The sequence below is a fragment of the Vibrio sp. SS-MA-C1-2 genome (assembly GCF_021513135.1).
Classification (GTDB): Bacteria; Pseudomonadota; Gammaproteobacteria; order Enterobacterales; family Vibrionaceae.
The window spans coordinates 2,612,635-2,638,075 of sequence record NZ_CP090981.1 but is presented as its reverse complement, the minus strand read 5'-3'; the positions used below and the strand labels follow the sequence as shown (position 1 = coordinate 2,638,075).

The 25,441-nt window shown below is 34.9% G+C and carries 20 protein-coding genes and 5 pseudogenes; 23 read left to right on the top strand and 2 right to left on the bottom strand.

What is annotated here, in order from left to right; translation table 11 throughout:
• Positions 1 to 5 precede the first annotated feature (5 nt).
• From L0B53_RS16325 to L0B53_RS16315, 3 genes are all read left to right on the top strand, one after another.
• Positions 6 to 1,376 (top strand): TrkH family potassium uptake protein, encoded by a 1,371-nt coding sequence (locus tag L0B53_RS16325; protein ID WP_235060655.1) that lies wholly within the window; start codon positions 6 to 8, stop codon positions 1,374 to 1,376.
• A gap of 72 nt (positions 1,377 to 1,448) precedes the next feature.
• On the top strand, positions 1,449 to 1,709 hold the full coding sequence (locus tag L0B53_RS16320) for a hypothetical protein (protein WP_235060654.1): 261 nt from the start codon (positions 1,449 to 1,451) through the stop codon (positions 1,707 to 1,709).
• A gap of 131 nt (positions 1,710 to 1,840) precedes the next feature.
• Positions 1,841 to 2,083, top strand: coding sequence for a type II toxin-antitoxin system ParD family antitoxin (locus L0B53_RS16315; protein WP_235060653.1), 243 nt, complete (start codon positions 1,841 to 1,843; stop codon positions 2,081 to 2,083).
• A 130-nt stretch (positions 2,084 to 2,213) separates the two neighbouring features.
• Here L0B53_RS16315 and L0B53_RS16310 read toward each other — a convergent pair whose 3' ends face one another.
• Positions 2,214 to 3,047 carry a DUF3108 domain-containing protein gene (locus tag L0B53_RS16310; RefSeq protein WP_235060652.1) on the bottom strand — a complete coding sequence of 278 codons (834 nt, stop codon included), beginning with the start codon at positions 3,045 to 3,047 and terminating at the stop codon, positions 2,214 to 2,216.
• Between the two features lie 6 nt (positions 3,048 to 3,053).
• Positions 3,054 to 4,211 (bottom strand): BamA/TamA family outer membrane protein, encoded by a 1,158-nt coding sequence (locus L0B53_RS16305; protein ID WP_235060651.1) that lies wholly within the window; start codon positions 4,209 to 4,211, stop codon positions 3,054 to 3,056.
• 488 nt (positions 4,212 to 4,699) lie between these two features.
• On the opposite strand from L0B53_RS16305, the gene L0B53_RS16300 reads away from it, so the two are divergent.
• The 20 genes and pseudogenes from L0B53_RS16300 (at position 4,700) to wecA (ending at position 25,429) form a co-directional block, all read left to right on the top strand.
• The gene (locus tag L0B53_RS16300) at positions 4,700 to 7,408 is read left to right on the top strand and encodes an SLBB domain-containing protein (RefSeq protein WP_235060650.1); all 2,709 of its coding nucleotides are present in this window, start codon (positions 4,700 to 4,702) and stop codon (positions 7,406 to 7,408) included.
• Between the two features lie 145 nt (positions 7,409 to 7,553).
• Positions 7,554 to 8,516 carry a Wzz/FepE/Etk N-terminal domain-containing protein gene (locus L0B53_RS16295; RefSeq protein ID WP_235060649.1) on the top strand — a complete coding sequence of 321 codons (963 nt, stop codon included), beginning with the start codon at positions 7,554 to 7,556 and terminating at the stop codon, positions 8,514 to 8,516.
• Between the two features lie 356 nt (positions 8,517 to 8,872).
• Positions 8,873 to 10,241: pseudogene (locus L0B53_RS19625) on the top strand (ISAs1 family transposase).
• A gap of 79 nt (positions 10,242 to 10,320) precedes the next feature.
• Positions 10,321 to 10,827 (top strand): glycerol-3-phosphate cytidylyltransferase, encoded by a 507-nt coding sequence (gene tagD / locus L0B53_RS16280; protein WP_311197303.1) that lies wholly within the window; start codon positions 10,321 to 10,323, stop codon positions 10,825 to 10,827.
• Positions 10,828 to 11,107: 280 nt separating this feature from the next.
• On the top strand, positions 11,108 to 12,184 hold the full coding sequence (gene rfbB / locus L0B53_RS16275; protein WP_235060648.1) for a dTDP-glucose 4,6-dehydratase: 1,077 nt from the start codon (positions 11,108 to 11,110) through the stop codon (positions 12,182 to 12,184).
• Positions 12,185 to 13,056: pseudogene (rfbA, locus tag L0B53_RS16270) on the top strand (glucose-1-phosphate thymidylyltransferase RfbA).
• The gene (gene rfbD / locus L0B53_RS16265; RefSeq protein ID WP_235060647.1) at positions 13,056 to 13,934 is read left to right on the top strand and encodes a dTDP-4-dehydrorhamnose reductase; all 879 of its coding nucleotides are present in this window, start codon (positions 13,056 to 13,058) and stop codon (positions 13,932 to 13,934) included. The pseudogene rfbA and the gene rfbD overlap by 1 nt, the downstream one beginning before the upstream one ends.
• Positions 13,935 to 14,247: 313 nt before the next feature.
• Positions 14,248 to 14,670: pseudogene (locus tag L0B53_RS16260) on the top strand (transposase); the annotation flags it as partial.
• 135 nt (positions 14,671 to 14,805) lie between these two features.
• Positions 14,806 to 15,057: pseudogene (locus tag L0B53_RS16255) on the top strand (transposase family protein); the annotation flags it as partial.
• 255 nt (positions 15,058 to 15,312) lie between these two features.
• Positions 15,313 to 16,500, top strand: coding sequence for an oligosaccharide flippase family protein (locus tag L0B53_RS16250; protein WP_235060646.1), 1,188 nt, complete (start codon positions 15,313 to 15,315; stop codon positions 16,498 to 16,500).
• Between the two features lie 7 nt (positions 16,501 to 16,507).
• Positions 16,508 to 17,101 carry a CDP-glycerol glycerophosphotransferase family protein gene (locus tag L0B53_RS19470; RefSeq protein WP_260115561.1) on the top strand — a complete coding sequence of 198 codons (594 nt, stop codon included), beginning with the start codon at positions 16,508 to 16,510 and terminating at the stop codon, positions 17,099 to 17,101.
• Positions 17,098 to 17,664 carry a CDP-glycerol glycerophosphotransferase family protein gene (locus tag L0B53_RS19465; RefSeq protein ID WP_311197326.1) on the top strand — a complete coding sequence of 189 codons (567 nt, stop codon included), beginning with the start codon at positions 17,098 to 17,100 and terminating at the stop codon, positions 17,662 to 17,664. Before L0B53_RS19470 ends, L0B53_RS19465 begins: the two co-directional genes overlap by 4 nt.
• Complete coding sequence (locus L0B53_RS16240) at positions 17,661 to 18,872, top strand: O-antigen polymerase (protein WP_235060645.1); 1,212 nt, start codon at positions 17,661 to 17,663, stop codon at positions 18,870 to 18,872. Before L0B53_RS19465 ends, L0B53_RS16240 begins: the two co-directional genes overlap by 4 nt.
• Positions 18,865 to 19,479 carry a hypothetical protein gene (locus L0B53_RS16235; RefSeq protein WP_235060644.1) on the top strand — a complete coding sequence of 205 codons (615 nt, stop codon included), beginning with the start codon at positions 18,865 to 18,867 and terminating at the stop codon, positions 19,477 to 19,479. Before L0B53_RS16240 ends, L0B53_RS16235 begins: the two co-directional genes overlap by 8 nt.
• 145 nt (positions 19,480 to 19,624) lie before the next feature.
• The gene (locus tag L0B53_RS16230; RefSeq protein ID WP_235060643.1) at positions 19,625 to 20,212 is read left to right on the top strand and encodes an acetyltransferase; all 588 of its coding nucleotides are present in this window, start codon (positions 19,625 to 19,627) and stop codon (positions 20,210 to 20,212) included.
• Positions 20,209 to 21,336 (top strand): glycosyltransferase, encoded by a 1,128-nt coding sequence (locus L0B53_RS16225; protein WP_235060642.1) that lies wholly within the window; start codon positions 20,209 to 20,211, stop codon positions 21,334 to 21,336. Before L0B53_RS16230 ends, L0B53_RS16225 begins: the two co-directional genes overlap by 4 nt.
• A 589-nt stretch (positions 21,337 to 21,925) precedes the next feature.
• A pseudogene (locus tag L0B53_RS16220) lies at positions 21,926 to 22,039 on the top strand (ISAs1 family transposase); the annotation flags it as partial.
• A 377-nt stretch (positions 22,040 to 22,416) separates the two neighbouring features.
• Entirely contained in the window at positions 22,417 to 22,968 is a 552-nt protein-coding gene (rfbC, locus tag L0B53_RS16215; RefSeq protein WP_235060641.1) for a dTDP-4-dehydrorhamnose 3,5-epimerase, read from the top strand.
• The gene (locus L0B53_RS16210) at positions 22,968 to 23,741 is read left to right on the top strand and encodes a glycosyltransferase family 2 protein (RefSeq protein WP_235060640.1); all 774 of its coding nucleotides are present in this window, start codon (positions 22,968 to 22,970) and stop codon (positions 23,739 to 23,741) included. The genes rfbC and L0B53_RS16210 overlap by 1 nt, the downstream gene beginning before the upstream one ends.
• Positions 23,742 to 24,358: 617 nt before the next feature.
• Entirely contained in the window at positions 24,359 to 25,429 is a 1,071-nt protein-coding gene (wecA, locus tag L0B53_RS16205; RefSeq protein ID WP_235060639.1) for a UDP-N-acetylglucosamine--undecaprenyl-phosphate N-acetylglucosaminephosphotransferase, read from the top strand.
• The last annotated feature ends 12 nt before the right edge of the window (positions 25,430 to 25,441 follow it).

The following is a 25,441-nucleotide window of genomic DNA, read 5'->3' as shown; positions in this document are numbered from 1 at the left end:
CCCGTATGAGAATTATTCCAGATAAAGAGCTTGCTACACTCTCACTCTCTAGTCGTAAAAAAGGTCGAAGATGGTCTGAAACGAAAATTATTTTCTTTAGTTTTTTGGCTATTTTACTTCCAGCCGCCTTACTGTTAACACTCCCTGTTTTTTCGGTTAGCGGTTTAAGTTTTATCGATGCGTTGTTTACTGCAACATCGGCGATTAGTGTGACGGGTTTAGGGGTCGTCGATACCGGAACGCATTTTACAACATCAGGACAAATCTTATTAATGCTATTGATGCAAATTGGTGGCTTGGGACAGATGACGCTATCGACGATTTTGATCATTATGTTTGGATTGCGATTGAGCCTGAAACAACAAGCGTTGGCAAAAGAGCAGTTAGGACAAGAGAAGTTTGTTAACTTACGTCAGTTAATTGTTCATATCATGACGTTTGTTTTGATTACTGAATCGATTGGTGTGCTTATTTTAACCCTTTATTGGCAGCCAACCATGGGGTGGTCAAAAGGGCTTTTTTACGCGGTTTTCCATTCTATTTCTGCCTTTAATAATGCAGGTTTTTCACTTTTCCCTGATAGCTTATCTTCTTTTGCTTCTGATCCTATCATTAACTTTACCATTGCAGGGCTGTTAATTGCAGGTGGCATTGGTTTTCCTGTTGTGTCTGATATCAAGCGTAATTGGCGTCGTGGTTTTAGGTTCTTTAGCCTTCATACCAAAGTGATGTTGACGATGACCCCTGCTTTATTGATTTTTGGGACGGTGATGTTATGGCTATTAGAACATAATAATCCCGATACCTTAGGAAAGCTCTCTTTTGGCGGTCAATGGCTAGCGGCATTTTTCCAATCTGCATCTGCACGAACTGCGGGTTTCAACACCATTAATATTGGCGCATTGACACATCCCGCGATGTTAATCATGATTATTTTAATGCTGATTGGTGCGGGTTCTACATCGACGGCGGGTGGGATTAAAGTTTCGACCTTTACTGTCGCGATGGTGGCGACCAAAGCATTTCTTAAACAACAGCCTCAAGTTATTTTGTTTAAGAGAACGATCCCTAATGCGATTGTCACTAAGTGTTTGGCAATTACGGTTGTCAGTATATTGGTACTAGTGATCGCATTATTTGTATTAATGGTGACGGAGAATGCACCGATGGATCGGGTCGTTTTTGAGACGATTTCGGCATTTGGTACCGTGGGTTTAACCGCTGGATTAACGGCTCACTTAACTGTATTAGGTAAAGTGATTATGGTGATGGTAATGATCATTGGTCGTCTTGGTCCATTAACGTTGGCTTATATGTTATCCAAGCCAAAACGAACGTTAATTCGTTATCCAGAAGATAATATTTTTGCGGGTTAATTTCTGTTACTCTTCGGTCTTTATTATCGTTACGTTAGAAGAGATATTGTGTTGCTATCGAATAAAACAAAAATGAGTTTAAGTAAACTTGTTGATGAGATAAAAGACCTTTTAGATTTCGAAAAACGAATTTGGGTCGTCAATATCTATGGATCTGGGGTAATGGAAAACACCTTTATTATCAATGAAGATAGTTTTAATGAACGTTTAGAATGGATGGTAAAGCGAGGCTACTCAGACAATCTACTGCACCGAGTTGATAAACTATCTCGCTCTCAAGTCATTGAATTTTCCACAGGTACTGAAAATCATCGTCTCATGCGAATTAAGTAACTCTTTAATACTGAATGCACACAGCCAACAACCTAGCAACTTCAAGTAAGACGGGTATGTTGGTTGTTTTTTAATCTGATTCTATTATGGTATGCTCTTATGTGCGAATCGTTAATATAGAGAATACCGCTATGAATAGAACAACAAGTGTGACAATTGGAGAATCATTGGGTGAATTTGTTGAGCGCATGATTCAATCGGGACGATATAATTCTACCAGTGAAGTCATGCGTTGCGCGTTAAAATTGCTTGAAGAACAAGAGAATAAACTTGATTTAATACGAAAAGAGCTTATAGCAGGGGAAGAGAGTGGCGAGTCTTCATTAACATTAAAAGAGATTGCTACTTTACGTAAAAGGAAGCTTAATGTATAAGCTTTCTAATAAAGCGGCAGAGGATTTTGGTTGTATATTATCGTACTCGTAAGCTTGATATATTTATTGTTCGGATTTTAAATCAAAAGATGAACCCTGAACTGCACTTTATCCCAACTGCCTTAAATCATTAATGGCACTCTTCAAAAATAGATCTTAGTCTTGCTTCACCACTGAATAGAATTCGATGATAGATAACCCTGACGATTTCATTTTCAAGATCTGGGGCGATCCAGTAAGTAATATCATCAGAGCCTGACTGTTCAACTTTAATAACCTTGATCTCTCCCCAATTTTCTGTTTTCTCGGTAAATGCGCCTAAAACTTGATATTCATAAGGTTCTAAATGGGTGGTTGCTTGTCGTGAGAGTTTAAATTCCTTTTCACCGGCAATCACACGCCGAACGATCTCCAATGACAGACCATCAATATCAAATATCGGTTCTGGACTTTGGTAACTATCGATTTCACCGTCTAAGTTAACTGACGTTTGAGTACCCATGATATTGAGATAATTAACGTTCATGTCTCGATTTCTAAAACCTGAAACAATTTGATGATAAGATTGCGTCGTCCAAACCCTGTTTTTAGGATTGAATCGTAACTGTGTTGTCTGGTCAAATTGGGTTTTAATGCCTAAAACATTAGAGCGGCTATTTGAGGTGATCGATAGCTCGTTACCTTGAACTGTTTCAACTTTTTTAACGCGACCAATATCAAAACGATTAATATATAGCTGATAATCGAGCTGTTTCTCACATCGAGATTGATTCTCCACATCGGCGGTTACGTTTTGAGATAAAGTACTTTGAGTGGATCTATTTTGATCTGAGAAGCTCGGAGTTGCCAAACTGGGGTTGCTCACCACCCCGAAAAGGGCAGTGAACAAAATTGGTGCGCTTTTGGGCACGATATTTAAACGTAATAGTTTGGTCATTGCTGGTTTAATCGTCGCTCGTTTCATGCTTAATTAAAAAACTTCATTAACGTTAATGTAGAAGGTGGTTTCGTTTTTACCACGGCCAACATCGGCACGGAGGTTGATTTTATCTTTAATATTAACTCGGAACCCCGTTCCCACAGAACCTAAAATATCATCACCTAAGCCAGAAACATTGTCAGCTACACTGCCTGCTGCCCCCCAGAAAACCATGCCATAGCGCTGATAAATTGGAAGACGATATTCGGCTTGCATCATCAACATCTGGTTATCACGATAGCGGCCTTTGATATAACCTCGCATCGCTTTTGAGCCGCCTAAATCAGCCAGCTGATACCAAGGTACATCACCAGAAGAGAAGTCACCTTGTACTTGCCAAGCCAGTAAACCGGGGATGGGTGTAAAGTCGATATAATTTGAGAGTTCGACATGGTATTTACCAAAACTGCTGTCAGAGTCGTTGTTGTAATAAAGCCCGGCATCGACATCGAATAACCAACCTTTTGAGGCATTTAACTTATAATCTCGCGAATCATAAGTACTTGAAACAGTTAAGCCTGTTGATGTACTGCTTGCTAAAGGAACTTCTGCGCCGACATCACGTGAAACATCATCGGCTTTGGCATAACTAATATCCGCACCAACGCCTAAGTAGTAATTGTCAACTAACTCAAACTTCCAACTAGGTTGAACGGAAACTAAAATCTCATTAAATTCTTGCTTGTTATCATCATCGTTACCCGCATCGGTTCCAATGCCATAATAAACACTATCTTCGTTATGCGCTTCAAACTCAATATCAAATCGTTGGCTATCTTCCTTCAGGTACATATTATTATCAATAGAAATACCGTAAGAGTTATTGGTTGAGTAGTAACTATTGATGACCAAAGAGGAAGGCTGTACATTTTCTGAGACAGAATCAGTTTTATAAAGACCCACAACCAGTAAACCAATACCAAACTTTTTCTCAGGTGTGTAATATGCGGTCGGGATATAACTCATATCGATAGGTTTTGATGAGTCATAACCGCCATCGGCACCAAATATATTTAATGTTTTATCGATAAAGTTTTCTTGATAGTCATCACCAACCTCAAAAAGAGGAGTAACGGCATAGCTGCTGGTGGAAAAGAGTAGGGCAGAACAGAGAGGCATTGAAGTAAGAACACGAGATAAAGGTTGCATTGTCGTCCTTGAATTTACTTATCTCGCCTGGATAAACAGGAAACAAATGATAAGCACAAAGTAGATATAAATAGTAAGAGGAGAAGAGATGAACATGATTTATACATAAAATCAAGTTTGTAAATCATATTCTAGTCGGTGTAGTAAAAAACTGCGATTTATCGGACATATTTCTTAATTATACAAATTAACAATTCACTTATAGGAGTTTATTGATATATCATTGCAAAACAACAGCTTTTTTGAATGTCAGAGAAGTGTCAAAATTTGAATTGATATAGCATTAAGGGGCTGTAACCTTAGGGCGGTAGCGTATCTAAAATAAAAAGCCTTGCTGATTATTTGAAGATAAAATAAACGCTTTGTTTATATTATAGACTATAAAAACAAAATAAAATTGAATCGAATTTAACCTGAGTACGATTTGATCCCTCATTCTAATAAAACTCATTTTTCTTTTTTAAGCAAATTTAACCAGGATGTAAATAATGCATAAGCGTAATCGAGCGCTGGTACTTTCAGGATTGTTTGTATCAACGTTTGCATTTTCTCAAACCCCAACACCCGAACAATTAGCCCAATTTAAGTCACTACCTAAAGCTCAACAAGAGCAATTAGCTCGTCAATATGGTGTAGATTTAAACTCATTGAATGCAGGGAATAATACCGAACAAGAAGCAAACAATAACGGGCAGAGTGCAATCCCTCAAAGAACTATCGCAGCCAACAGTATTGAAAATCTTTCCCCTTTTGTTGTTGATGATGCAGATGAAATAAAAAACTTTGGTTATGATGCACTGGCAGGGAATGCGACAGACTACACGCCTATCGACGATCTCCCAATCCCAAATGATTACCCTATCGGTCCTGGTGACCAACTAAATATTGAACTCTATGGCAAACAAGATCAAAGCTACTCTGTTGACGTTAGCCGTGATGGTCAAATTACGCTGCCTGAAATTGGTCCTATTGATGTTGCAGGTTTAAACTTTAGCGAGTTACAAGCGAATATCCAACGCATTATTAAAAAACGTAGTATTGGCGTGAGTGCTAAAGTGACGTTAGGCAATATGCGTATGATGCAAGTTTATATCATGGGTGAAGCTGAAAAGCCTGGCGCTTATAATGTCAATGCGATTACCACGGTGACACAAGCCTTGATTGCCTCTGGCGGTGTTAAAGAGATCGGTTCTCTACGTCATATTCAATTGAAACGTAAAGGCCAAGTTGTTCAGAATATCGATATGTATAACCTATTGCTAAAAGGGGATACCTCAAGTGATATTCGTTTAGAGCGCGGTGATACCTTATTTATTCCTGCAAAAACAACAATTGCAACAATTACCGGTGCAGTTAATCGTCCCGCACATTTTGAATTAAGAAATAATACAAACCTTGCGACGTTAATTTCTAACGCAGGTGGCACCAAAGCGAATGCGTATTTGAAGAAAGTGATCATCAAGCGGACAACCGAGCAAGGTGTGGTGGTTAAAGATGTTGACTTGTCATCGGTCTCTGGCAAACAGTTTGTTATTCAAAATGGCGATGAAATACAAGTCACCGAAAGCAATAAACAGATTGTTGATGGTATTGCCGTTCGAGGTGATATTGTTCGACAAGGGGTTTATCAGTATCAATCGGGAATGAAAATATCGTCTATTTTTAACTCTATCGATAGTGACTTGAAGCCTTCAACGGATCTTCACTACGCTTTAATTGTCAGAGAAGACAAAAAAACGAAAGAGATTAAGGTATTACAATTTGATCTCTTTAACGCGATCACCAAATCCAATTCACGCGATGACCTGACGCTAGAGAAAAAAGACCAAATCTTTGTTTTTAGTAATGGTTTAGATGTGGAGTATTGGAGTGAAGCGCAAAACAAAACCAGTGAAGATTTAAAGAAAGAAAAAGAGAAAGAGCAACAGCAGCTGTCTCAGCAATATCAAAATCAGTTATTCCAACAGAATCAGCAGAATTTAGCACAAGCTCAACCGGGTGCTGAAAATACTAATGAAGATGTTCAATATGATAAAAACTTGGGTGTTGTCGTTGAAGATGCTGATAAGATCAAAGATAAAGTTAGCTCAGCTTTAGATCTGGTTGAAGATAACTCAACAAACACGCGTACCAAAGAGATAGAAAATATTATCTTACGTTTACAACAGCAGGCAACTTATCAGAACCCTGTTCAAGTGGTGAATATCTCTGGAGCAGTAAAATATCCAGGGGCTTATCCATTACCTGTAAATGGCGATTTAAATCAACTGATAAAAGCGGCAGGTGGTTTAACGGAAGCGGCTTACTTAGAGTATGCGGATTTAACGCGGGTTAAAAACAATAACAACCTAGACATCGTGAATCAGCATGTTGATTTAAAACATGCCATCGATGATGAGCCAGATACTCAAATTCTATTACAGTCCAAAGACCGTATTACGATTTTAGAAAAGCCAGGTTGGAAAAATGAGGTACTAGTTACGATTCATGGTGAAGTAACTTTCCCTGGACAATACTCATTTAAACGTGGCGATACCATTGAAGACTTAATTGCAAGAGCCGGTGGTTTAACTACATTTGCTAACTCTGATGGTGCTGTATTTGCTCGTGAAAAACTCAAAGCGAGAGAGCAAATGCACATGGATATGCTGCGAGCTCAATTGAAGCAACAGATTGCAGGGTTGACGCTGCGTAAGAATAGTTCTAATGCCAGCTTCTCTTCAACCCCAATGGATGCAATGTCTTTAGTTGATGAATTGGACAACACCAAAGCACTTGGGCGTATGGTCATTAATCTACCTAAAATTTTAGATGGGGATAAAGTTGAAGATGTCATTTTAGAAAATCAAGATCAGCTATACATACCGTCTAATAATCCCGTCGTCAGTATTATGGGTGAAGTTCAGTTTAGTTCGACTTATCGCTTTGATGGCAATAAATCCATTGAAGAGTACATTGATTTAGCCGGTGGTATGAAGAAACAGGCTGATGATGATCGCATCTATATTTTGCATGCAGATGGCTCTATTTCTAAACCAAGTAATGCCTTTTGGTTCCCAGATAGAACGCGATTACGCCCTGGCGATTCCATTGTTGTTCCGATTGATGTTGATTATCTTGATGGCTTAAGTGTTATTACGTCAGCGACGCAAGTTATCTATCAGTTGGGTGTTGCGTATGATGCAATTAAAGACTAATAAACATACCTAAATAATAAGGTATCCACTCAACATGCTTGGCGTTGCTAGCAACTCAAGTATGAAGAGTATAAATAATAATTCATTAATGGATGACAAGAAGCCGCAATGACCCTGTTGTTGCGGCTTATTAGGACTAGATAAAATGAGCTCCAATAAGATAGAACAATATCCTCCTCTACAATACCAGCAACAAGATGATGAAATCGATCTAAAAGCGCTGTTTATTGCGCTTTGGAAAGGAAAGCTAATCATCATTGGCATTACGTTTATTTTTGCCATTGCGGGTGTCTTTTTTGCACTGTCTCAACCTAATACCTATCAATCTAATGCCCTGCTTAGCCCAACTCAAAGTTCGGGAGGGGGAATGTCTGGTCTCGCCTCTAAGTTTGGCGGTTTAGCATCCTTAGCAGGTGTTAGTCTGGGTGGTGATTCCGGTGCAGATCCTAAAGTTCAAGCTCTTGCGGTATTAAAATCGCGTAAATTCATCAATGCTTTTGTGACGAAACATAACCTGCTTGTGCCTCTGATGGCGGCAACAAGTTGGAGTGAAGAGTCAAATAAACTCATTCTTGATGATGAGCTGTATAACAGTAAAACTAAACAGTGGTTGAATGACGATGAGGGTGAAACGTTAAAGCCAACCTTATGGGATGCGTATAAGTCATTTAAAGATGTGATGTCTGTTTCTGAAGATAAAGACAGTGGCATGGTGACAGTAGCCGTCACTCACTACTCGCCTTATATTGCAAAGCAGTGGGTAGAGTGGTTAGTGCAAGACTTAAATGCTTGGATGAAAGCTGACGCATTAGAAGAGTCTGAAAAGAACATTAATTACATTGAAGGACAGCTAGCAAAAACCTCGATTACTGAAATTCAAACCATGTTTTACGACATGATTGAAGATCAGCAAAAGAATAAGATGTTAGCGGAAGTTCAAGATGAGTATGTCTTTAAAACCATCGACCCAGCGGTATTAGCAGAAGAGAAAGCAGGCCCTAAACGCGCCCTAATCTGTGTATTAGCAACGTTACTTGGCGGCATGTTAGGTGTGGCAATTGTGCTTGTTAGGTATGCCTTCAGAAAAGAAGAAGAGCAAGAAGCATAAGTCAGTCTAGCTGCAGGTTATAAAGATAGGCGCTTAAAGGAGAACTTTTGGGTGCCTATTGGGGACTTCAGGTAGGAAATTGATGTTTAGTGGTTTTTCAATCAGTTAAATGAAATCTCCGTCTCAATATGGATGAAAATTGTCACCGGCATGGTTAAAAGTCTGAGTTGAATGCTAGAGGAATCACATGAAAAAGCCCGAACTTAAAGGGCTTAGAGTATCTTATTAATTTGTTACTTCTGTTTTTTCTTTTTACTTGTCAGCTTAAAATTACATATTAATTATTTAAAAAAGGGTCAGCTTGTCGATCATTTTGAGTGTTGTCTAATAACTCCTATCTATTTAGGAGCACGATAATGTCAAAATTAAACAACCCATTTATGCATTTTTCAGTCATTAAAGATTACCGGCAAAAAGGTAAAGTAAACCATAAATTATCAGACATTATTTTACTGACAATTTGTGGTGTTTTATCCGGTCAAGATACCTGGGAAGGTATCAGTGATTTTGGAAAGATACGGCTAGATTTTTTAAAAAATTATGGTGATTTTGACGTTGGTATTCCTTCCGCAGATACCATTGCAAGAGTGATGGGAATGATAAATCCTAAAACAATGCAGCAAGCTTTTGTTGATTGGATGAATGATTGCCACGATTTGACTGCAGGCGAAGTTATCGCTATTGATGGTAAAACAGTGCGTGGCTCATATGATAAATCTCGCGGAAGAGCAGCGATTCATATGGTAAACGCACAGGGAAAAGTCACGAACATACCCATGTTTAAAGGGTTGGCGGCACATTGATATAGAGGAATTAGCTGGAAATATTGTGTTTTATGATTTATCGAATAGTCGTAAATTTTCAGCTTATAATAAAATCAATGACTTATGATTTAGTCGCCATTTGTCAGCTGGTTAAGGATAATGTTTCTGACTAGCTCTCAGCCCTTATGTAGCAAGGATGTTCATGACTTTTCCGTGGGTAAACGCATTTGCGACAGCAAATGGTGTTTGTTTAGCTCAATCAAAAGTCAATGAGAAAACAAATGAAATTACTGAAATCCCTAAGTTATTGGAAGTATTAAATATAGCGGGTTGTTTAGTGACAATTGATGCGATGGGTTGCCAACGTAAAATAGCGAAGAAAATTGTTGAGAAAAGTGCAGATTACCTGCTTGCAGTTAAAGGTAATCAAGGTCTTTTAGAGAAAGCTTTCGATGCTTACTATCATCCATGTATGTTAACTAAATTTGATGGTGATAGTTATTCAAGCCAAATTCAATCTCATGGAAGAACTGAAACTCGCTGTGCTTTAGTTAACAAGGATTTATCAGTTTTAGGTGATTTAGCTTATGAATGGCCATCGTTAAAAACAATGGGAATGATGGTCTGTGTACGACAAGACGCTGATGTAGCACAAGAGCAAGATTTCTCTGTTAGATACTACATAAGTTCTAAGGAATTATCAGCTGAAGAGCTCCACAATGCAACTCGTTCTCATTGGGGTGTTGAAGTTATACATTGGCAGTTAGATACGGCATTTAAAGAAGATGCTTGTCGAATCAGAGTTGATGATCGAGCAGAGTCTTTTTCAAGGATCAGACAGGTTTGTTTAAACCTTTTGAAAAGTGAGACAAGCTTTAAAGGTGGGATTACACGGAAAAGAATGATGTGTGCCATGGATGAAGACTACTTAAGTAAAGTACTTGGAAGCCTTATATCATAGGGTTCTTCATGCGATTTCCGTGAATCATAACTTGAATATAAGTGTTTTTGTATGAAGATTTAGATATTAAGATTAGAAATTGAACCTTCCTGTAAAATTAAAATTAAAATTTGGATTTATCATGATTACAGTAATAACATATGGCACATATGACCTTTTTCATGTTGGTCATGTCCGATTACTCAAAAGATTGAGTGAACTTGGGGATAGATTAATAGTAGGTATCTCATCGGATCAATTTAATGAAATAAAAGGGAAAAAGTCATTTTTCTCATACGAAGAAAGAGCTGAAATATTATCTTCTTGTCGGTATGTCGATGGTGTATTTCCTGAAAATGATTGGGATCAAAAAGTCCATGATATAAAAAAATATGATGCAGCAATTTTTGCAATGGGTGATGATTGGAAGGGAGAATTTGATTTCTTGGAAGATATTTGTGATGTAGTTTACCTAAAGAGAACAGAAGATATATCAACAACAAAAATAAAAAATAAACTGTCGACTTTAAAAAGTTCTGAGTTAGACAAAATTGAAGGTTCACTCCATGATGTAATATCAATTGTGAAAGCTATTTCATCAAGTTAACAGGGAAAAGTCACGAACATGCCCATGTTTAAAGGGCTGACGGCACATTGATATAGAGGAATTAGCTGGAAATATTGTGCTTTATGTTTTATCGAATAGTTGTAAATTTTCAGCTTTTAATAAAATCAATGGCTTATGATTTTGTCGCCATTTGTCAGCTGGTTAAGGATAATGTTTCTGATTAGCTCTCAGCCCTTATGTAGCAGGGATGTTAATGCTGCCTTGTATAACTTAACATGTTTTAAACTATATTATTTTAACTAAATTTAGGAAAGATTTTATGAAAATTTTAATTACGGGTGGAGCTGGTTTTATTGGTTCAGCTGTTGTAAGACACATTATTAACAATACAAATGATAGTGTTATTAATGTCGATAAATTAACGTATGCAGGAAATCTAGAATCATTAATTACTGTAGAAAATGATGAACGTTATTTTTTTGAACAAGTAGATATCTGCGATAAAGCAGAGTTAGACCGCCTATTTATAGAATATCGACCTGATGCTGTTATGCATTTAGCAGCAGAGTCTCATGTTGATCGTTCTATTGATGGCCCTGCTGAATTTATCCAAACCAATATTGTTGGTACGTATAATATGCTTGAAGCTGCACGTACTTATTGGAGTGGTTTATCTGATGAGGCTAAACAAGCATTCCGTTTTCATCACATTTCAACAGATGAAGTATATGGCGATTTAGAAGGTACTGATGATTTGTTTATTGAAACAACTTCATATGAGCCTTCATCTCCTTATTCTGCTTCAAAAGCATCAAGTGATCACTTAGTTCGTGCTTGGCTTCGAACATATGGCTTACCAACGATCGTGACTAATTGCTCAAACAATTATGGCCCTTATCACTTTCCGGAAAAGCTAATTCCGTTGATGATTTTAAATGCACTGGATGGTAAAGCTTTGCCCGTTTATGGTGATGGAATGCAAATTCGTGATTGGTTATTTGTCGAAGACCATGCGAGAGCACTTTATAAAGTGGTGACTGAAGGTGCAGTAGGTGAAACTTATAACATTGGTGGACACAATGAAAAAGCGAATATTGATGTGGTTAAAGCTATTTGTTCGCTATTAGAAGAATTAGTTCCAAATAAACCTGAAGGCATTGCTCATTATCAAGATTTAATTACTTACGTAACAGATCGCCCTGGACACGATGTGCGTTATGCCATTGATGCTTCTAAAATTGAAAAAGAATTAGGTTGGATACCTGAAGAAACCTTTGAGTCAGGCATTCGTGCAACAGTTGAGTGGTACTTAAATAACAAACAATGGTGGTCGCGTGTATTAGACGGGTCATATGCTGGTGAGCGTCTAGGTGTGTCAGTAAAAGGAACTAAATAAATGAAAGGGATTATTTTAGCGGGAGGCTCAGGGACTCGTCTCTATCCAATTACACGCGGTGTATCTAAACAATTATTACCCTTATACGATAAACCCATGATTTTTTACCCACTATCAACATTAATGTTAGCGGGTATTCGAGAAGTGCTTATTATTACCACACCGGAAGATAATGAGAGCTTCAAACGTTTATTAGGAGATGGTTCAGATTACGGTATTCAATTAGAATATGCTGTACAACCTAGTCCTGATGGGTTAGCTCAAGCCTTTATCATTGGTGAAGAATTTATTGGTGATGACAATGTTTGTTTAGTGTTAGGTGATAATATTTTTTATGGTCAGCACTTTTCTGAGATGCTACAGCGAGCAGCAAAAAGGAGTACGGTGCATCTATTTTTGGTTACCAAGTAAAAGACCCTGAGCGCTTTGGTGTTGTTGAATTTGACGAAAATAATCGAGCTATTTCTATTGAAGAGAAACCAGAGGAGCCCAAATCTAATTATGCGGTAACTGGTTTGTATTTCTATGATAATCATGTTGTTGATTTTGCAAAACAAGTTAAGCCATCTACACGTGGTGAATTAGAAATTACTACGTTAAATGAAATGTATTTAAATGATGGTTCGTTAAATGTTGAACTTCTAGGCCGTGGATTTGCGTGGTTAGATACTGGTACACATGAGAGTTTGCACGAGGCTTCTTCATTTGTACAAACCATTCAACACATTCAAGGCTTGAAAGTAGCCTGCTTAGAAGAGATTGCATTTAATCAAGGTTGGTTGAGTAAAGAAGATGTAATCAAGTTAGCTCAGCCAATGAAAAAGAATGACTATGGCCAGTATTTATTACGTCTTATTGGTGAGAATAATTAATGAAAATTTTAATTACAGGAGCCAATGGTCAAGTTGGCTCATTATTAACAAAAAAGCTGAGTGCAGAGAACATCGAGATTTTAGCTGTCAACCGTGATGAATTAGATATTACTGACAAGGATGTAGTGAATACAGTAGTAAAAGACTTTAGTCCTGATTTTATTATTAATGCTGCAGCACATACTGCAGTTGATAAAGCAGAAGATGAAATAGAGCTATCGTATGCAATTAATCGCGATGGCCCAAGGTATCTAGCATTAGCTGCTAAATCAATTAATGCTACCATCTTACACATCTCTACAGATTATGTATTCTCTGGTGATAAAGAAGGGGAATACAGCGAAGAGGATAACGTTAACCCACAATGTATCTATGGAGTGAGTAAACTTGCTGGTGAAGAAGCTGTTCAGTTAGCTAACCCTAAACATATCATTTTAAGAACAGCTTGGGTATTTGGCGAGATTGGTAATAATTTTGTCAAAACTATGCTGAGAGTGGGTTCGCAACGAGATGAAATGGGAATAGTTGCCGACCAATTTGGTGGGCCGACTTATGCGGGTGATATTGCTGATACCTTAATTACAATTATGCATCAGTTGAATGACAAATCTAATAGATCTAAATATGGTATCTATCACTATGCTGGACTTCCTCATGTAAGTTGGTATCAATTTGCCGATGAAATTTTCAATAAAGCGGAAGAATCTGGGTTATTAATTAAACCAGCATTAAATCAGTTAAGTACTAAAGATTACCCGACAAAAGCTAAGCGACCAGCAAACTCTAAACTTAGTTGTAATAAAATTAATACTGAGTTTCAGGTTGAAGCGAGTGATTGGAAGCTGGGCTTAAATAGAATTGAAGAATATATGATGTAATTAAGAATGTTATTGATATAAAAATACAGATATAAAAATTATTGAATCAACAGTTTTTGGTGCTGAGCGTGGTTTCTTGATGATGCAGGGAAAAGTCACGAACATGCCCATGTTTAAAGGGCTGACGGTACATTGATATAGAGGAATTAGCTGGAAATATTGTGCTTTATGTTTTATCGAATAGTCGTAAATTTCAGCTTCCAATAAAATAAATAACTTACGATTTTTTCGCCATTTGTCAGCTGGTTAAGGATAAAGTTTATAACTAGCTCTCAGCCCTTATGTGGTAAGGATGTTCATGACGTTTCCGTGTTTGTCTAATGTGATGAATGTAGATGCAACAGAGATTGCGACATGGTATTGCCACCGCTGGAATATTGAGTCTTGGTTTAAGTTATTGAAGACAGATGTTCACTAGTTAGAAAAGTGGCAGCAAACCTCAGGGGCATCGATATTAAAGCGGTTAATCAGCGCGAGTGTCGCCACAACATTGGTATTTAAGCTTAATTCAGACAACTCAGCTGAAGCGAATAAATTTAAGCATTTTTTGGTTAAGTTAAGTGGTCGCTTAACTAAACGTTCAAAGCCAGTCACGCTATCATCACTACTTGCCGGGTTATGGGTATTCCTACAAATGTGCGAAGTGTTAGAAAACTACAGTATGGATGAGATAAACGCAATGAGACACATAGCTAGCTCAATTTGTGTAGATACCTATGACACGGAAAAGTCATGAAGAGCCCTATATTTACTGGGCTCATTAATAATTAATAATTGATAGTTATCAAATTTATTGAGATTAAAAAAGGATCAACTTGATGATCATTTTCAGTCCAGTTTAATAAGCCCTGAGATTATTTAGGGTTTAAGCATGAACGAAAATCATCCATTTACTTATTTTAATATTATTCCTGATTATCGCCAAGCAGGAAAGGTGACACACAAATTAACTGATATCATTTTATTAACAATCTGCTCAGTTTTATCGGGTATAGATGATTGGGATGAAATATCAGATTATGGTGAGCAACGGCTAGATTTCTTGAAAAAAATCGGGTGTTTTGATGAAGGGATCCCATCAGCGTCAACCATCGCTAGAACGATGAGAATGATAAATCCAACCAGGGAAAAGTCACACGAACATGCCCATGTTTAAAGGGTTGACGGTACATTGATATAGAGGAATTAGCTGGAAATATTGTGCTTTATGATTTATCGAATAGTCGTAAATTTTCAGCTTCTAATAAAATCAATGGCTTATGATTTTGTCGCCATTTGTCAGCTGGTTAAGGATAATGTTTCTGACTAGCTCTCAGCCCTTATGTAGCAAGGATGTTCATGACTTTTCCGTAATGCCTATGATGACAATGAGCATAAGATGAATAGAAAAAATATAATTTATAATTTAATATCAAATGTTAGCAATGCTATAGTCCCAATAATAATAATACCTATTTTGATCAATAATATGGAATTGAAAGATTACGGAATCTACGTTACATATATCTCATTTTCAATTATGATTTCGGTATTATTAGATTTAGGGTTGAATATGTATATGCCTAAGTTAATCTCTGAGTATGCTGAATATCATGAAAAAATAGCAGTAGAGGTTTCATTTTTCTATAGCATAAAACTTATAGTAAGCTTTGCCTTTGGTTGGATTGTGTTTTTATTCTTTGAGTTGGATTTAATTACAGGCTTTCTTATCTATACCTATATTATTTTATTGTGTTTAAATCCTACTACAATCTTTAATTCATTGGAAAAATATGATTATCTGAGTATTGTTACTGTATTGAGCAAACTGGTATTATTTATATCAATTTTTATTTTTAACTATGGTGAAATCGATATTGTTAAGGCATTGTTAGCCCAAGTAATTGCGAATTTGTTCTTTAATATTGCTTTAACTTTAAAAGTATATCGTCTAGATTATTTTCGATTAAATCTAAATATGAATAAGTTTAAAATTAATCTTTCTGCATCCTTTAATTATTACATATCTAGAGTTTTTGTTAATATATACCAAGCGGCTAGTACGTTTATTGCATCAAAGTTTCTATTAAGTGAAATTGTTGCTTTATACGCTATAGGTTTACAATTATACAATGCAGGACAAATGGTTATCGGTTCAATATCACGAGTATTATATACATCTATGTTAAGGGGCTACGATAAAAAAATTATTATAAAAACATGTTATTATTCAATTTTAGTCTATTTTTTAGGATTATCCATTATTTTACTTTTCGGTGATTCCATACTAAATTTTATCTTTGACGTTAAGAGTGAGGATCTATATAATTTAGTATTTATCCTTTATAGTGCATTGTTTTTTTCAATGGTAAGTAGTTTTCTAGGATATCCAGTATTGGTACCAAAGGGATTGGAGAGAGAGGCTCACTTAACATTAATATTGTCACCAATTACATACTTTATTGTATTAATAACAAGTATGACACTCGATATAGGATATGTAGGTCTCTACTTGTTTGGTTGGGCTATATTTTTTGCTGATATGGCAAGTGCTGCTCCTCGGTTGTATATGTTTAGGACTAAATGAAATTAAAATGAAATTATTCAAGTATGCTGTTAGATTAATTATATCTACGTGGCTTTTTTTTGTTCCGAAAAGTAACCGAGTATGGGTGTTCGGTGCTTGGTTCGGAAATCGATACTCAGATAATACAAGAAGTTTTTATGAGTATGTGCAAAAAAACTCGACGGATATTAGGCCTATATGGATTTATAAAGATGAGGCCTTAAAAGCCACATTAGATTCATTTGATGTTGAAGCATATTATTTTAAGAGCTTAAAAGGAATTTATTACCAAGCCATAGCAAAAGTAGCTTTTGTAAGCCACTCTATATCAGATGACTTAAATCCAATTTTTATATCGATAAATACGGTCAGAGTACAGTTATGGCACGGGATTCCATTAAAAAGAATCGGTTACGATATGCCATCAGTATCTCCACTACTTAAAAAGTACTCAAAGTTAACGAAGTTATTAATGAATAATCATTATGATTATTACATTACTAATGGTGATTACTATACGAACACTTGTTCTAGAGCATTTTTAGATCATAAAGATAAGTTTTTACTTACAGGTTTTCCTAGGAATGACCTGTTAATTCAGAGCGAAAAAAAAGTAGTATAAACATAAAAAAAATCTTATACGCTCCGACATTTCGAGAGTGTTATCAAAATGAAGAATCTATATTTAAAAACTTTGGGTTGATGGGTAATGAACTACAAATATATTTAGAACAAGCAGAGGTTGAGTTAGATATAAAGTTGCACCCTTACTCTAAAATTAAAAGTGAATTAATAAATATCACTAGTGTTAACGAGCGAATAAATATAATTAACATTGAAGATGTTTCATCAGTATTCTCTGAGTATGATTTATTAATAACTGACTATTCAAGTTTAATGTTCGACTTCACTATTTTGAAAAAGCCTGTTCTTATTTCATCGTTCGATTTGTCTGACTATATGATAGATGAACGTGGTTTTTATATTAATTTTGAACTTGAATTATTATCAATTATGTGTAGAGATTGGAATGACATTATTGTAAAAATAAAAGAAATGAATGAAAAAAAACATTATAAAGTACCAAGAATATTAGAACCATTAGTGTTGGATGAAACTAATCTACAAGAATGTAAATTACCTTACTCCACTGCTCTATATGAGAAAATCAAGAAAATATTATGATTTATATAATTTTTAACCCATTACTGATATTTTCTTTATCATTGCTTCTAAGCTTGTTAAGTACTTACTTGGGGTGGAGCGATTTATTTGATAAGGTTGGGTCTGAAACAATAAATATCTACTTGGTATCTTCTTTGTTTGGTATTATAGTTGGATTAGGGTGTCAGCATAAAATTTCCAAGATTTTGAAAAATGAAAGTGAGAAGATACTTTGTTCTTTTAAGTATAGTCGAAATGACAAATATCTCGTTATATTAATATTTACTTTCTTTATTGCTGAATATGTGTACTCAGGTTTTCTACCAATATTTGTAGGAAATTATGATAACTTGCTTGAAATGAGTTTTGGACTTCCATTGATTCACGGCTTATATTTGTCATTTATTAGTTATATATCGATTGTTTATTTCCAAAAGTATCAATATTGCCGTAGATATAGAGTGAAAAATAACTACTTACTGTATGTTTTTCTTTTTAATTTATTGTTTCTTTTATTAGCTCGGAGAGGAACAATAGTTTTTAATGTAATATGTTACTTTTTTATATTTGCATACTATTACATATCTTCAGGAAAAAGTTTAAAAAAACTGGTTGGAGTGAGTTTATTATTTGCTGCTTTATTTTTATTTGGTTTTAATTATGTAGGTAATGTTCGCCTAGGTAAGGATTCTACAGATTATATTTTAGATGTAGGCAAAGCATCTAGTGAGTTTAAAGATTCATATATACCTAAACCCTTTTTTTTCGGTTATCTCTATATTTCTACACCAGTTAATATTTTTGACGTCAATAGAAATAACCATGATGAAACATTAAATACCTTTCTCTTAAATAATATTATTCCTGACTTCTTAACAAAAAGAATAGGATTTAACAATGAAATAGAAGTTGTTAAGGTTAATGGGTTCAATGTCGGTGGTATATTTTTAGAATCTTATATGTATAAAGGGATTCTTGGTGTTGTCTTAATTTTCCTATATTATATTTGTTTGTATTTATGGGTGCTCTATTTTCTAACAAGAGCCTCACCTAGGGCTCTTGTTGGGCTTGTGATTTTTTTATCTATATCGTTATTACTGTCATTTCAGAACTTGCTAAATGCTAGTGGTTATATTCTTCAGTTTTACTACGCTTTATTTTTTATTACACTTTCTAGGCTAAATTATGGTAGCCGAAAACTACTTCCTATAAGAAAAAATTATGATTAAATATGATATTTGTTTTTGTATTGTGCTTTATAACAAAGAGATCGCCTCAAGTAATAGTATTTCATCTATCTCAAATTTATTAAATCAAGGATGTGAGAAAAATATTAAAGTCGTAGTTTTTAATAATGGACCACATAAAATCTCGAATGATAGTGTTGAATGGCTTGAGGTAAATCATGTTTTGATTAACGGTTCTCTTTCAAAGATATATAATAAGTTTTTGGAACAATATTTATCAGAAAAATATGTCATTTTGGATGATGACACTACAATTAATAAAGAATTTATGGATAGTGTTTTATTGGATGAGTTTAACATTATGTTTCCCAATATTTACTGTAAGGGGAGTAAGCACTATCCAGTAAAAGATGGTAAAGTTGTTCAGACAATATCTAGTGGTTTGAGTTTGAGTTATAACGGAATAAAACTAATAAAGAAAATACGAACAACTGTTTTTGATGAATCATTCGAGCTTTACGGAATAGATAGTGAGTTTTGTAACTTTATATACAAAAATAAGTTGCCATACTTACTTTCTGAAGCAAATTTACAGCATGACTTATCTCACATCAACGGAGACGGAACATTTCGAAGGGGGAGGTACTAATTGCTAATTGTGTTACTTTGAGGAAGTATTTTAGTATGAAACTACTAATGAGAACTATGAGAGGTTTATTTTGGTCTCTTAAGTGTAGGAAGTTTAAGATTTTATTTCAAGCTACTCTTTCTTTTTTCGCTAAAAAGGTTATTAGATGATGCTAATGGGATATACTTTTATTGGCTTTGTAAAGTTAATTATTGATGTGCTATTTTCGCGTGTTTTTTATCCCGGAGTTAGATTAATTCGTATTCCATTCTATATTAGAGGAAAAAAGTTTGTTAAAATTGGTTCAGGCTTCACTTGTGGTGTTGGATTACGTATAGATTGCTTTCCCACTGATGAGTTAATTCCAGATTTATCAATTGGAACTAATTGTCAAATAAACGATTATGTTCATATTGCCTGTATTAATAAGGTTTATATTGGGAATAATGTACTTATGGCAAGCAAAGTTTTTATCAGTGATCATAATCATGGTAATTTTCCTTTTGATAATGAAATTCATAAACCTCCAGCAGATAGAAAGCTTTCGTATGCGGCTGTTTTCATTGCTGATAATGTTTGGCTTGGCGAGTCAGTTCATATATTACCTGGGGTGACGATTGGTAAAGGTGCAATTGTTGGTGCTGGTTCAATTGTGACTAAGAATATACCCGATTATACAATGGCAGTTGGTAACCCTGCTAAAATAATAAGAAAATTCAACTTTGATAGAAATGTTTGGGAAAGTAATTCATGAAAATTGTAATTTCAGGTGTAAATTTAGTTGAAGCTGGACCTTTAAAAGTTTTCTTAGATATAATCGATGCATTTTCTAGACAAAGTACCTGTAGTATTATTTGTTTGGTTAATGATGTGGATTTATTTGATCATAATTTAAGTAATGTTGAGTATATCTCCCTGCCAAAAGCAAAAAAAAACTGGTTAAATCGTCTATATTATGAATATTTTCATTTTAATCTTCTCGCAAAGAAGATTAGGCCCCAGATTTGGTTATCAATGCATGATATGACCCCAAGATTGGATTCTAGACTTGGCATTCGTCAATACGTTTATTGTCACAATGCTGCTGTGCTTTATAACCCAAAGTTTTCTGATTTATATTATGAGCCTAAGTTTTACTTATTTTCTAAATTTTATAAATATCTCTATAAAATTAATGTTAGTAAAAATATTAGTGTTATTTGTCAACAACATCTATTAGGTGATTTTCTCGTAAACAATGTGAAGGCACCATCTTGTATTATATCAAAACCTAGTAGTATAGTCGTCAATAAATCACTCGACTTTAAACGAGATAGTTATGAGTTAAAATCTGACTTTATTATTTTTTATCCAGCGTTACCTAGAGTTTTTAAAAATCATGAATTATTATTTAAAGCTATTCATTTGCTTGAACGAGAGAACTCAAAAATAAAAATTAAAGTTCTAGTAACTTTTGATGGCTCTGAATCAAGATTTTCAAGCTATCTTTATCATAAATATTCTGGATTAAGATCTATTGAATTTCTAGGGAAATTGGATAGAAAGTTAGTCGACTATTACTATTCTAAATCTGATGTGGTTGTTTTTCCATCTAAATTGGAATCTTTGGGCTTACCTATTATTGAAGCGAAAGAGCTTTGTTTACCAATAATTTTATCTGATCTACCTTATGCTCATGAAACTCTAGGTGAATATGATAGAGCATGTTTTATAGATGTTAATGATGCGGAAAATTTGAAAGTAAAATTAAAATTGATGATGACTGGAAAATTGAATTTCTGTAAGACCAAGTCTAACAGTGATACTAATATTATATTGGGATGGGATAAACTAGTTGATAAGTTAATCTTAGATGCTAATGAATCTCTTGATAAATAGAATTTTTTTATTAGTTTCCTTTTAAGGTTAAAACTACCGACTTTAGTCGGTCAGTTTTAGCTATGATATTATTTTAGTCTTTCCTGTCATTGGCGAAATCTAAATGGATTATAGGTATGGCAGTCATCCTGTCTTAAGAGATGATGTAGCACTTCGAATTCGATAGATCATTCGACAAATATGTAATATATTTCAAATTGAAATATTAAAAGATGTTAAGTGTAAACCATGTGCGTCTTCTGGTATCAGTGCTTCGAATATGTCACCAAGTGAAATAATGCGGAGAGTATAGGGTACACGGAAAAGTCATGAAGAGCCCTATATTTACTGGATTCATTAATAATTGATAATGTTTTAAAGTTCGAACTTTTTTGATAGTTATCAAATTTATTGAGATTAAAAAAGGATCAACTTGATGATCATTTTCAGTCCTGTTTAATAAGCACTGAGATTATTTAGGGCTTAAGCATGAACGAAAATCATCCATTTACTTATTTTAATATTATTCCTGATTATCGCCTAGCAAGAAAGGTGACACACAAATTAACTGATATCATTTTATTAACAATCTGCTGAGTTTTATCTGGTATGGATGATTGCTTGTGTTGAATTAACTGATGGTGAAGTTATTGCTATTGATGGTAAAACCGTTCGAAGCTCTTACGATAAAGCCTCAGATAAAAAAGCCATTCATATGGTTAATCAGGGAAAAGTCACGAACATGCCTATGTTTAAAGGGTTGACGGCACATTGATAAAGAGGAATTAGCTGAAAATATTGTGCTTTATAATTTATCGAATAGTCGTAAATTTTCAGCCTATAATAAAATCAATGACTTATGATTTTGTCGCCATTTGTCAGCTGGTTAAGGATAATGTTTCTGACTAGCTCTCAGCCCTTATGTAGCAAGGATCTTCATGACTTTTCCGTAATTTAAGACGCTTGTCAGAATAAGTATTATAATGACTTTTCTCTATCTAGTATGGAGAAACCCACTTTAGTAAAGCTCTTTGAACCCCTGTATTATGGAGTTCTTCTTGAGTTTTAGTAGTAAGATATTAAATAATATATGGTATAAATATGAAAGTAATAGATACAGCTATTCCTGATGTTAAAATTATAGAGCCAACAGTTTTTGGTGATAAACGTGGTTTTTTTATGGAAACGTGGAATCAAAAGCAATTTGAAGAGTTAGTAGCCGGAAAACCAACAATTTTCGTACAAGATAATCATTCTAAATCTAAAAAGGGAATCCTTCGTGGCTTACATTATCAAACCAAAAATACTCAAGGCAAGTTAGTTAGAGTTATTTCTGGTAAGGTTTTTGATGTTGTTGTTGATATCCGAAAACATTCACCAACTTTTGGTCAGTGGGTTGGCGAAATTTTATCAGCTGAAAATAAACGACAGCTATGGGTCCCAAAAGGGTTTGCACATGGTTTTTATGTAATGAGTAATGAAGCTGAGTTTGTTTATAAATGTACTGATTATTATAATCCTAACGCAGAAAAGTCAATTCTTTGGTGTGATGAAACGTTAAGTATTGAGTGGCCTTTAGGTAGTAACCAAAAGCCATTTTTATCACCGAAAGATGAAAGTGGTATTCTATTCTCTGAAAATACTTCATTATAATGACTATTTTTATATCAATAATTTCTCATAAACATGAGCGGCTTATCAAATCTTTAGACATAATCAAAAATTTAACTAAGGATTACGTCGTAGTTCTAAAAAGTAATGCAGAAGGAGATGATTTTTCGGAATATATTTCTCCGAACTTTCATTGGATAAACAATGAGTTTGGTTTAGGCTTTGGACATAATAATAATGTAATATTCCAATATTGTGAGTTAAAGCTTGGGATGTTAGAGAGTGACTATTTTATAGTTTTGAACCCAGATGTAATAATTAGTAATAATGAGATTTACAATCTTGTTTCAACTATGCAGACTCAGTCACACAAGTTAGCTGCAATTAATTTATATAAGGATGATGATTATACAATTTATGATAACTCTATTCGTTCATTTCCTATGCTTACGCAATTTATATCCTCGTTTATTGGAAAAAAAAATACAGCAGTTATAGATAAAAGTACTATAGACCATATAACAGATGTCGATTGGGCTGCAGGTTCTTTTCAGGCGTTTAATGTACAGCATTACAAGCAATTACAAGGTTTTGATCAACGCTATTTTATGTATTGTGAAGATATAGATATTTGCTGGAGAAGTCATAGACTTGGTGAGTCTGTGAAATTTTATCCTAATATTAGGGCATTACATTTAGCTAAACACGCAAATAGAAAGATATTTTCGAAACATTTCTATTGGCATGTAACAGGAGTTTTTCGCTTCCTATTTACTAAAATTGGTATAGGTAAAAGCACTTCAAGTATCAAATAACGGGAAATCGCATGAAGCAGCCCTAATTTAAAAGGGTTGTGGCTCAGGACGAGAGTATGAGTTGATTTATTGTTAAATTCCACAAATTATTAATTATGAGATGTTTGTTTGAAAGAGCCTTTCATTTTATCCTGTTTGTTTCTTGAATGAATAAACTAGGACTTGCACAGCTCAACTCTTAATGCAGGGAAAAGTCACGAACATGCCCATGTTTAAAGGGCTGACGGCACATTGATATAGAGGAATTAGCTGGAAATCTTGTGCTTTATGTTTTATCGAATAGTCGCAAATTGTCAAACTCAATAAATCAATGGCTTATGATTTTATCGCAATTTATCAGCTGGTTAAGAATAATATCTTTGTCTTGCTCTCAGACCTTATGTGGCAGGGATGTTCATGACTTTTTCGTGATGTTTTATTAAGGAGCAATATGACTTCATGCCTACTTGCCATATTATAATACTCGTCATGTCAGCCAAATGTTAATTGCACAGACTGATTTGGTTTTTTGTGCTGAAGTTATCGCATTTCTATTGGGTTAAATTTGATATGCGACTAGAATTAATTCAAAATGTATTTAACTTAAATTAACCGACCATTAATGATTAAGACGAACTATGTTACATAATATATTTGAACTTCTTTTTACTTTCTTTTTTTCGATGACATCGCTCTACTTTTTGTCCAAAGTCGCCATTAAAGTTGGACTTGTTGATAAACCCAATGAACGTAAACATCATAAAGGTTCAATTCCACTTGTCGGTGGTCTATCTGTCACTATCTCTCTGCTTTTTTATCTTTTTCGACACTATGAATCCATCACCATCGCCCCTTTCTTTGCTCTTTCTGTGATCGTTCTTGTTGCTGTCGGGGTTTGGGATGATAAGTGTGATATTAGTTTCAAGATTCGACTTTTTGTTCAGGCGGTATTGTCATTAATCTTGGTCTTTGTGGTTAATATAAAATTGCATACGGTGGGTAATATCTTAGAGGTCGGTCATATCGATTTCGGAATATTAGCCTCCGTCATTACAGTCTTTGCTGTTATTGGTGCAATTAATGCGTTTAATATGGTGGATGGGATCGATGGTTTATTGGGTGGGTTAAGTATCGTTACGTTTGCTAGTATCGGTATTATGACGCACTTAAATGGAATGCCAAGAATCAGTTACCATTGTTTAATTGTTATTGTTTGTATTCTTCCCTATTTATTATTTAATTTGGGTTTCATTGGCAAAAAAAGAAAAGTCTTTATGGGTGATGCTGGTAGTATGCTGATTGGGTATACTATTATTGTCTTTTTACTTGCTGCAACTCAACAAACAATTACTGATCATCGTGCTTTTCGACCTGTGGTGGCGTTATGGTTTATCGCTGTCCCATTACTTGATATGATCGTCATTATGATCCGCCGAATTCGTCGTGGCGATTCACCCTTTAAGCCAGATAGAGAGCACCTCCATCATATTTGTCAACGTATTGGTTTTACCTCCAGACAGTCACTTGGCTTGATTTTATTGATCGCTTCCATATATTCGTTTATCGGAATGATGGGGGAGTGGCTTCATGTAAGAGAAAGCATCATGCTTATCTTATTTTTGATCCTTGGATTTTGGCACTATTATGCTATTACACACGCATTTAAGCTGACGAAATATATTCGTTTGCAACGTAGAAAATTTAAATAGTACGTGTCATAT

Bases quoted from the DNA above. Each gene is read 5' to 3' on its own strand.
- L0B53_RS16310 (WP_235060652.1), bottom strand. From the start codon at position 3,047: ATGAAACGAGCGACGATTAAACCAGCAATGACCAAACTATTACGTTTA.
- L0B53_RS16210 (WP_235060640.1), top strand. From the start codon at position 22,968: ATGACTATTTTTATATCAATAATTTCTCATAAACATGAGCGGCTTATC.
- L0B53_RS16315 (WP_235060653.1), top strand. From the start codon at position 1,841: ATGAATAGAACAACAAGTGTGACAATTGGAGAATCATTGGGTGAATTT.
- L0B53_RS19470 (WP_260115561.1), top strand. From the start codon at position 16,508: ATGAAATTATTCAAGTATGCTGTTAGATTAATTATATCTACGTGGCTT.
- L0B53_RS16325 (WP_235060655.1), top strand. From the start codon at position 6: ATGAGAATTATTCCAGATAAAGAGCTTGCTACACTCTCACTCTCTAGT.
- L0B53_RS16240 (WP_235060645.1), top strand. From the start codon at position 17,661: ATGATTTATATAATTTTTAACCCATTACTGATATTTTCTTTATCATTG.
- rfbD (WP_235060647.1), top strand. From the start codon at position 13,056: ATGAAAATTTTAATTACAGGAGCCAATGGTCAAGTTGGCTCATTATTA.
- L0B53_RS16300 (WP_235060650.1), top strand. From the start codon at position 4,700: ATGCATAAGCGTAATCGAGCGCTGGTACTTTCAGGATTGTTTGTATCA.
- rfbB (WP_235060648.1), top strand. From the start codon at position 11,108: ATGAAAATTTTAATTACGGGTGGAGCTGGTTTTATTGGTTCAGCTGTT.
- L0B53_RS16295 (WP_235060649.1), top strand. From the start codon at position 7,554: ATGAGCTCCAATAAGATAGAACAATATCCTCCTCTACAATACCAGCAA.
- L0B53_RS16320 (WP_235060654.1), top strand. From the start codon at position 1,449: ATGAGTTTAAGTAAACTTGTTGATGAGATAAAAGACCTTTTAGATTTC.
- rfbC (WP_235060641.1), top strand. From the start codon at position 22,417: ATGAAAGTAATAGATACAGCTATTCCTGATGTTAAAATTATAGAGCCA.
- L0B53_RS16305 (WP_235060651.1), bottom strand. From the start codon at position 4,211: ATGCAACCTTTATCTCGTGTTCTTACTTCAATGCCTCTCTGTTCTGCC.
- L0B53_RS16250 (WP_235060646.1), top strand. From the start codon at position 15,313: ATGAATAGAAAAAATATAATTTATAATTTAATATCAAATGTTAGCAAT.
- L0B53_RS16235 (WP_235060644.1), top strand. From the start codon at position 18,865: ATGATTAAATATGATATTTGTTTTTGTATTGTGCTTTATAACAAAGAG.
- L0B53_RS16225 (WP_235060642.1), top strand. From the start codon at position 20,209: ATGAAAATTGTAATTTCAGGTGTAAATTTAGTTGAAGCTGGACCTTTA.
- wecA (WP_235060639.1), top strand. From the start codon at position 24,359: ATGTTACATAATATATTTGAACTTCTTTTTACTTTCTTTTTTTCGATG.
- L0B53_RS16230 (WP_235060643.1), top strand. From the start codon at position 19,625: ATGATGCTAATGGGATATACTTTTATTGGCTTTGTAAAGTTAATTATT.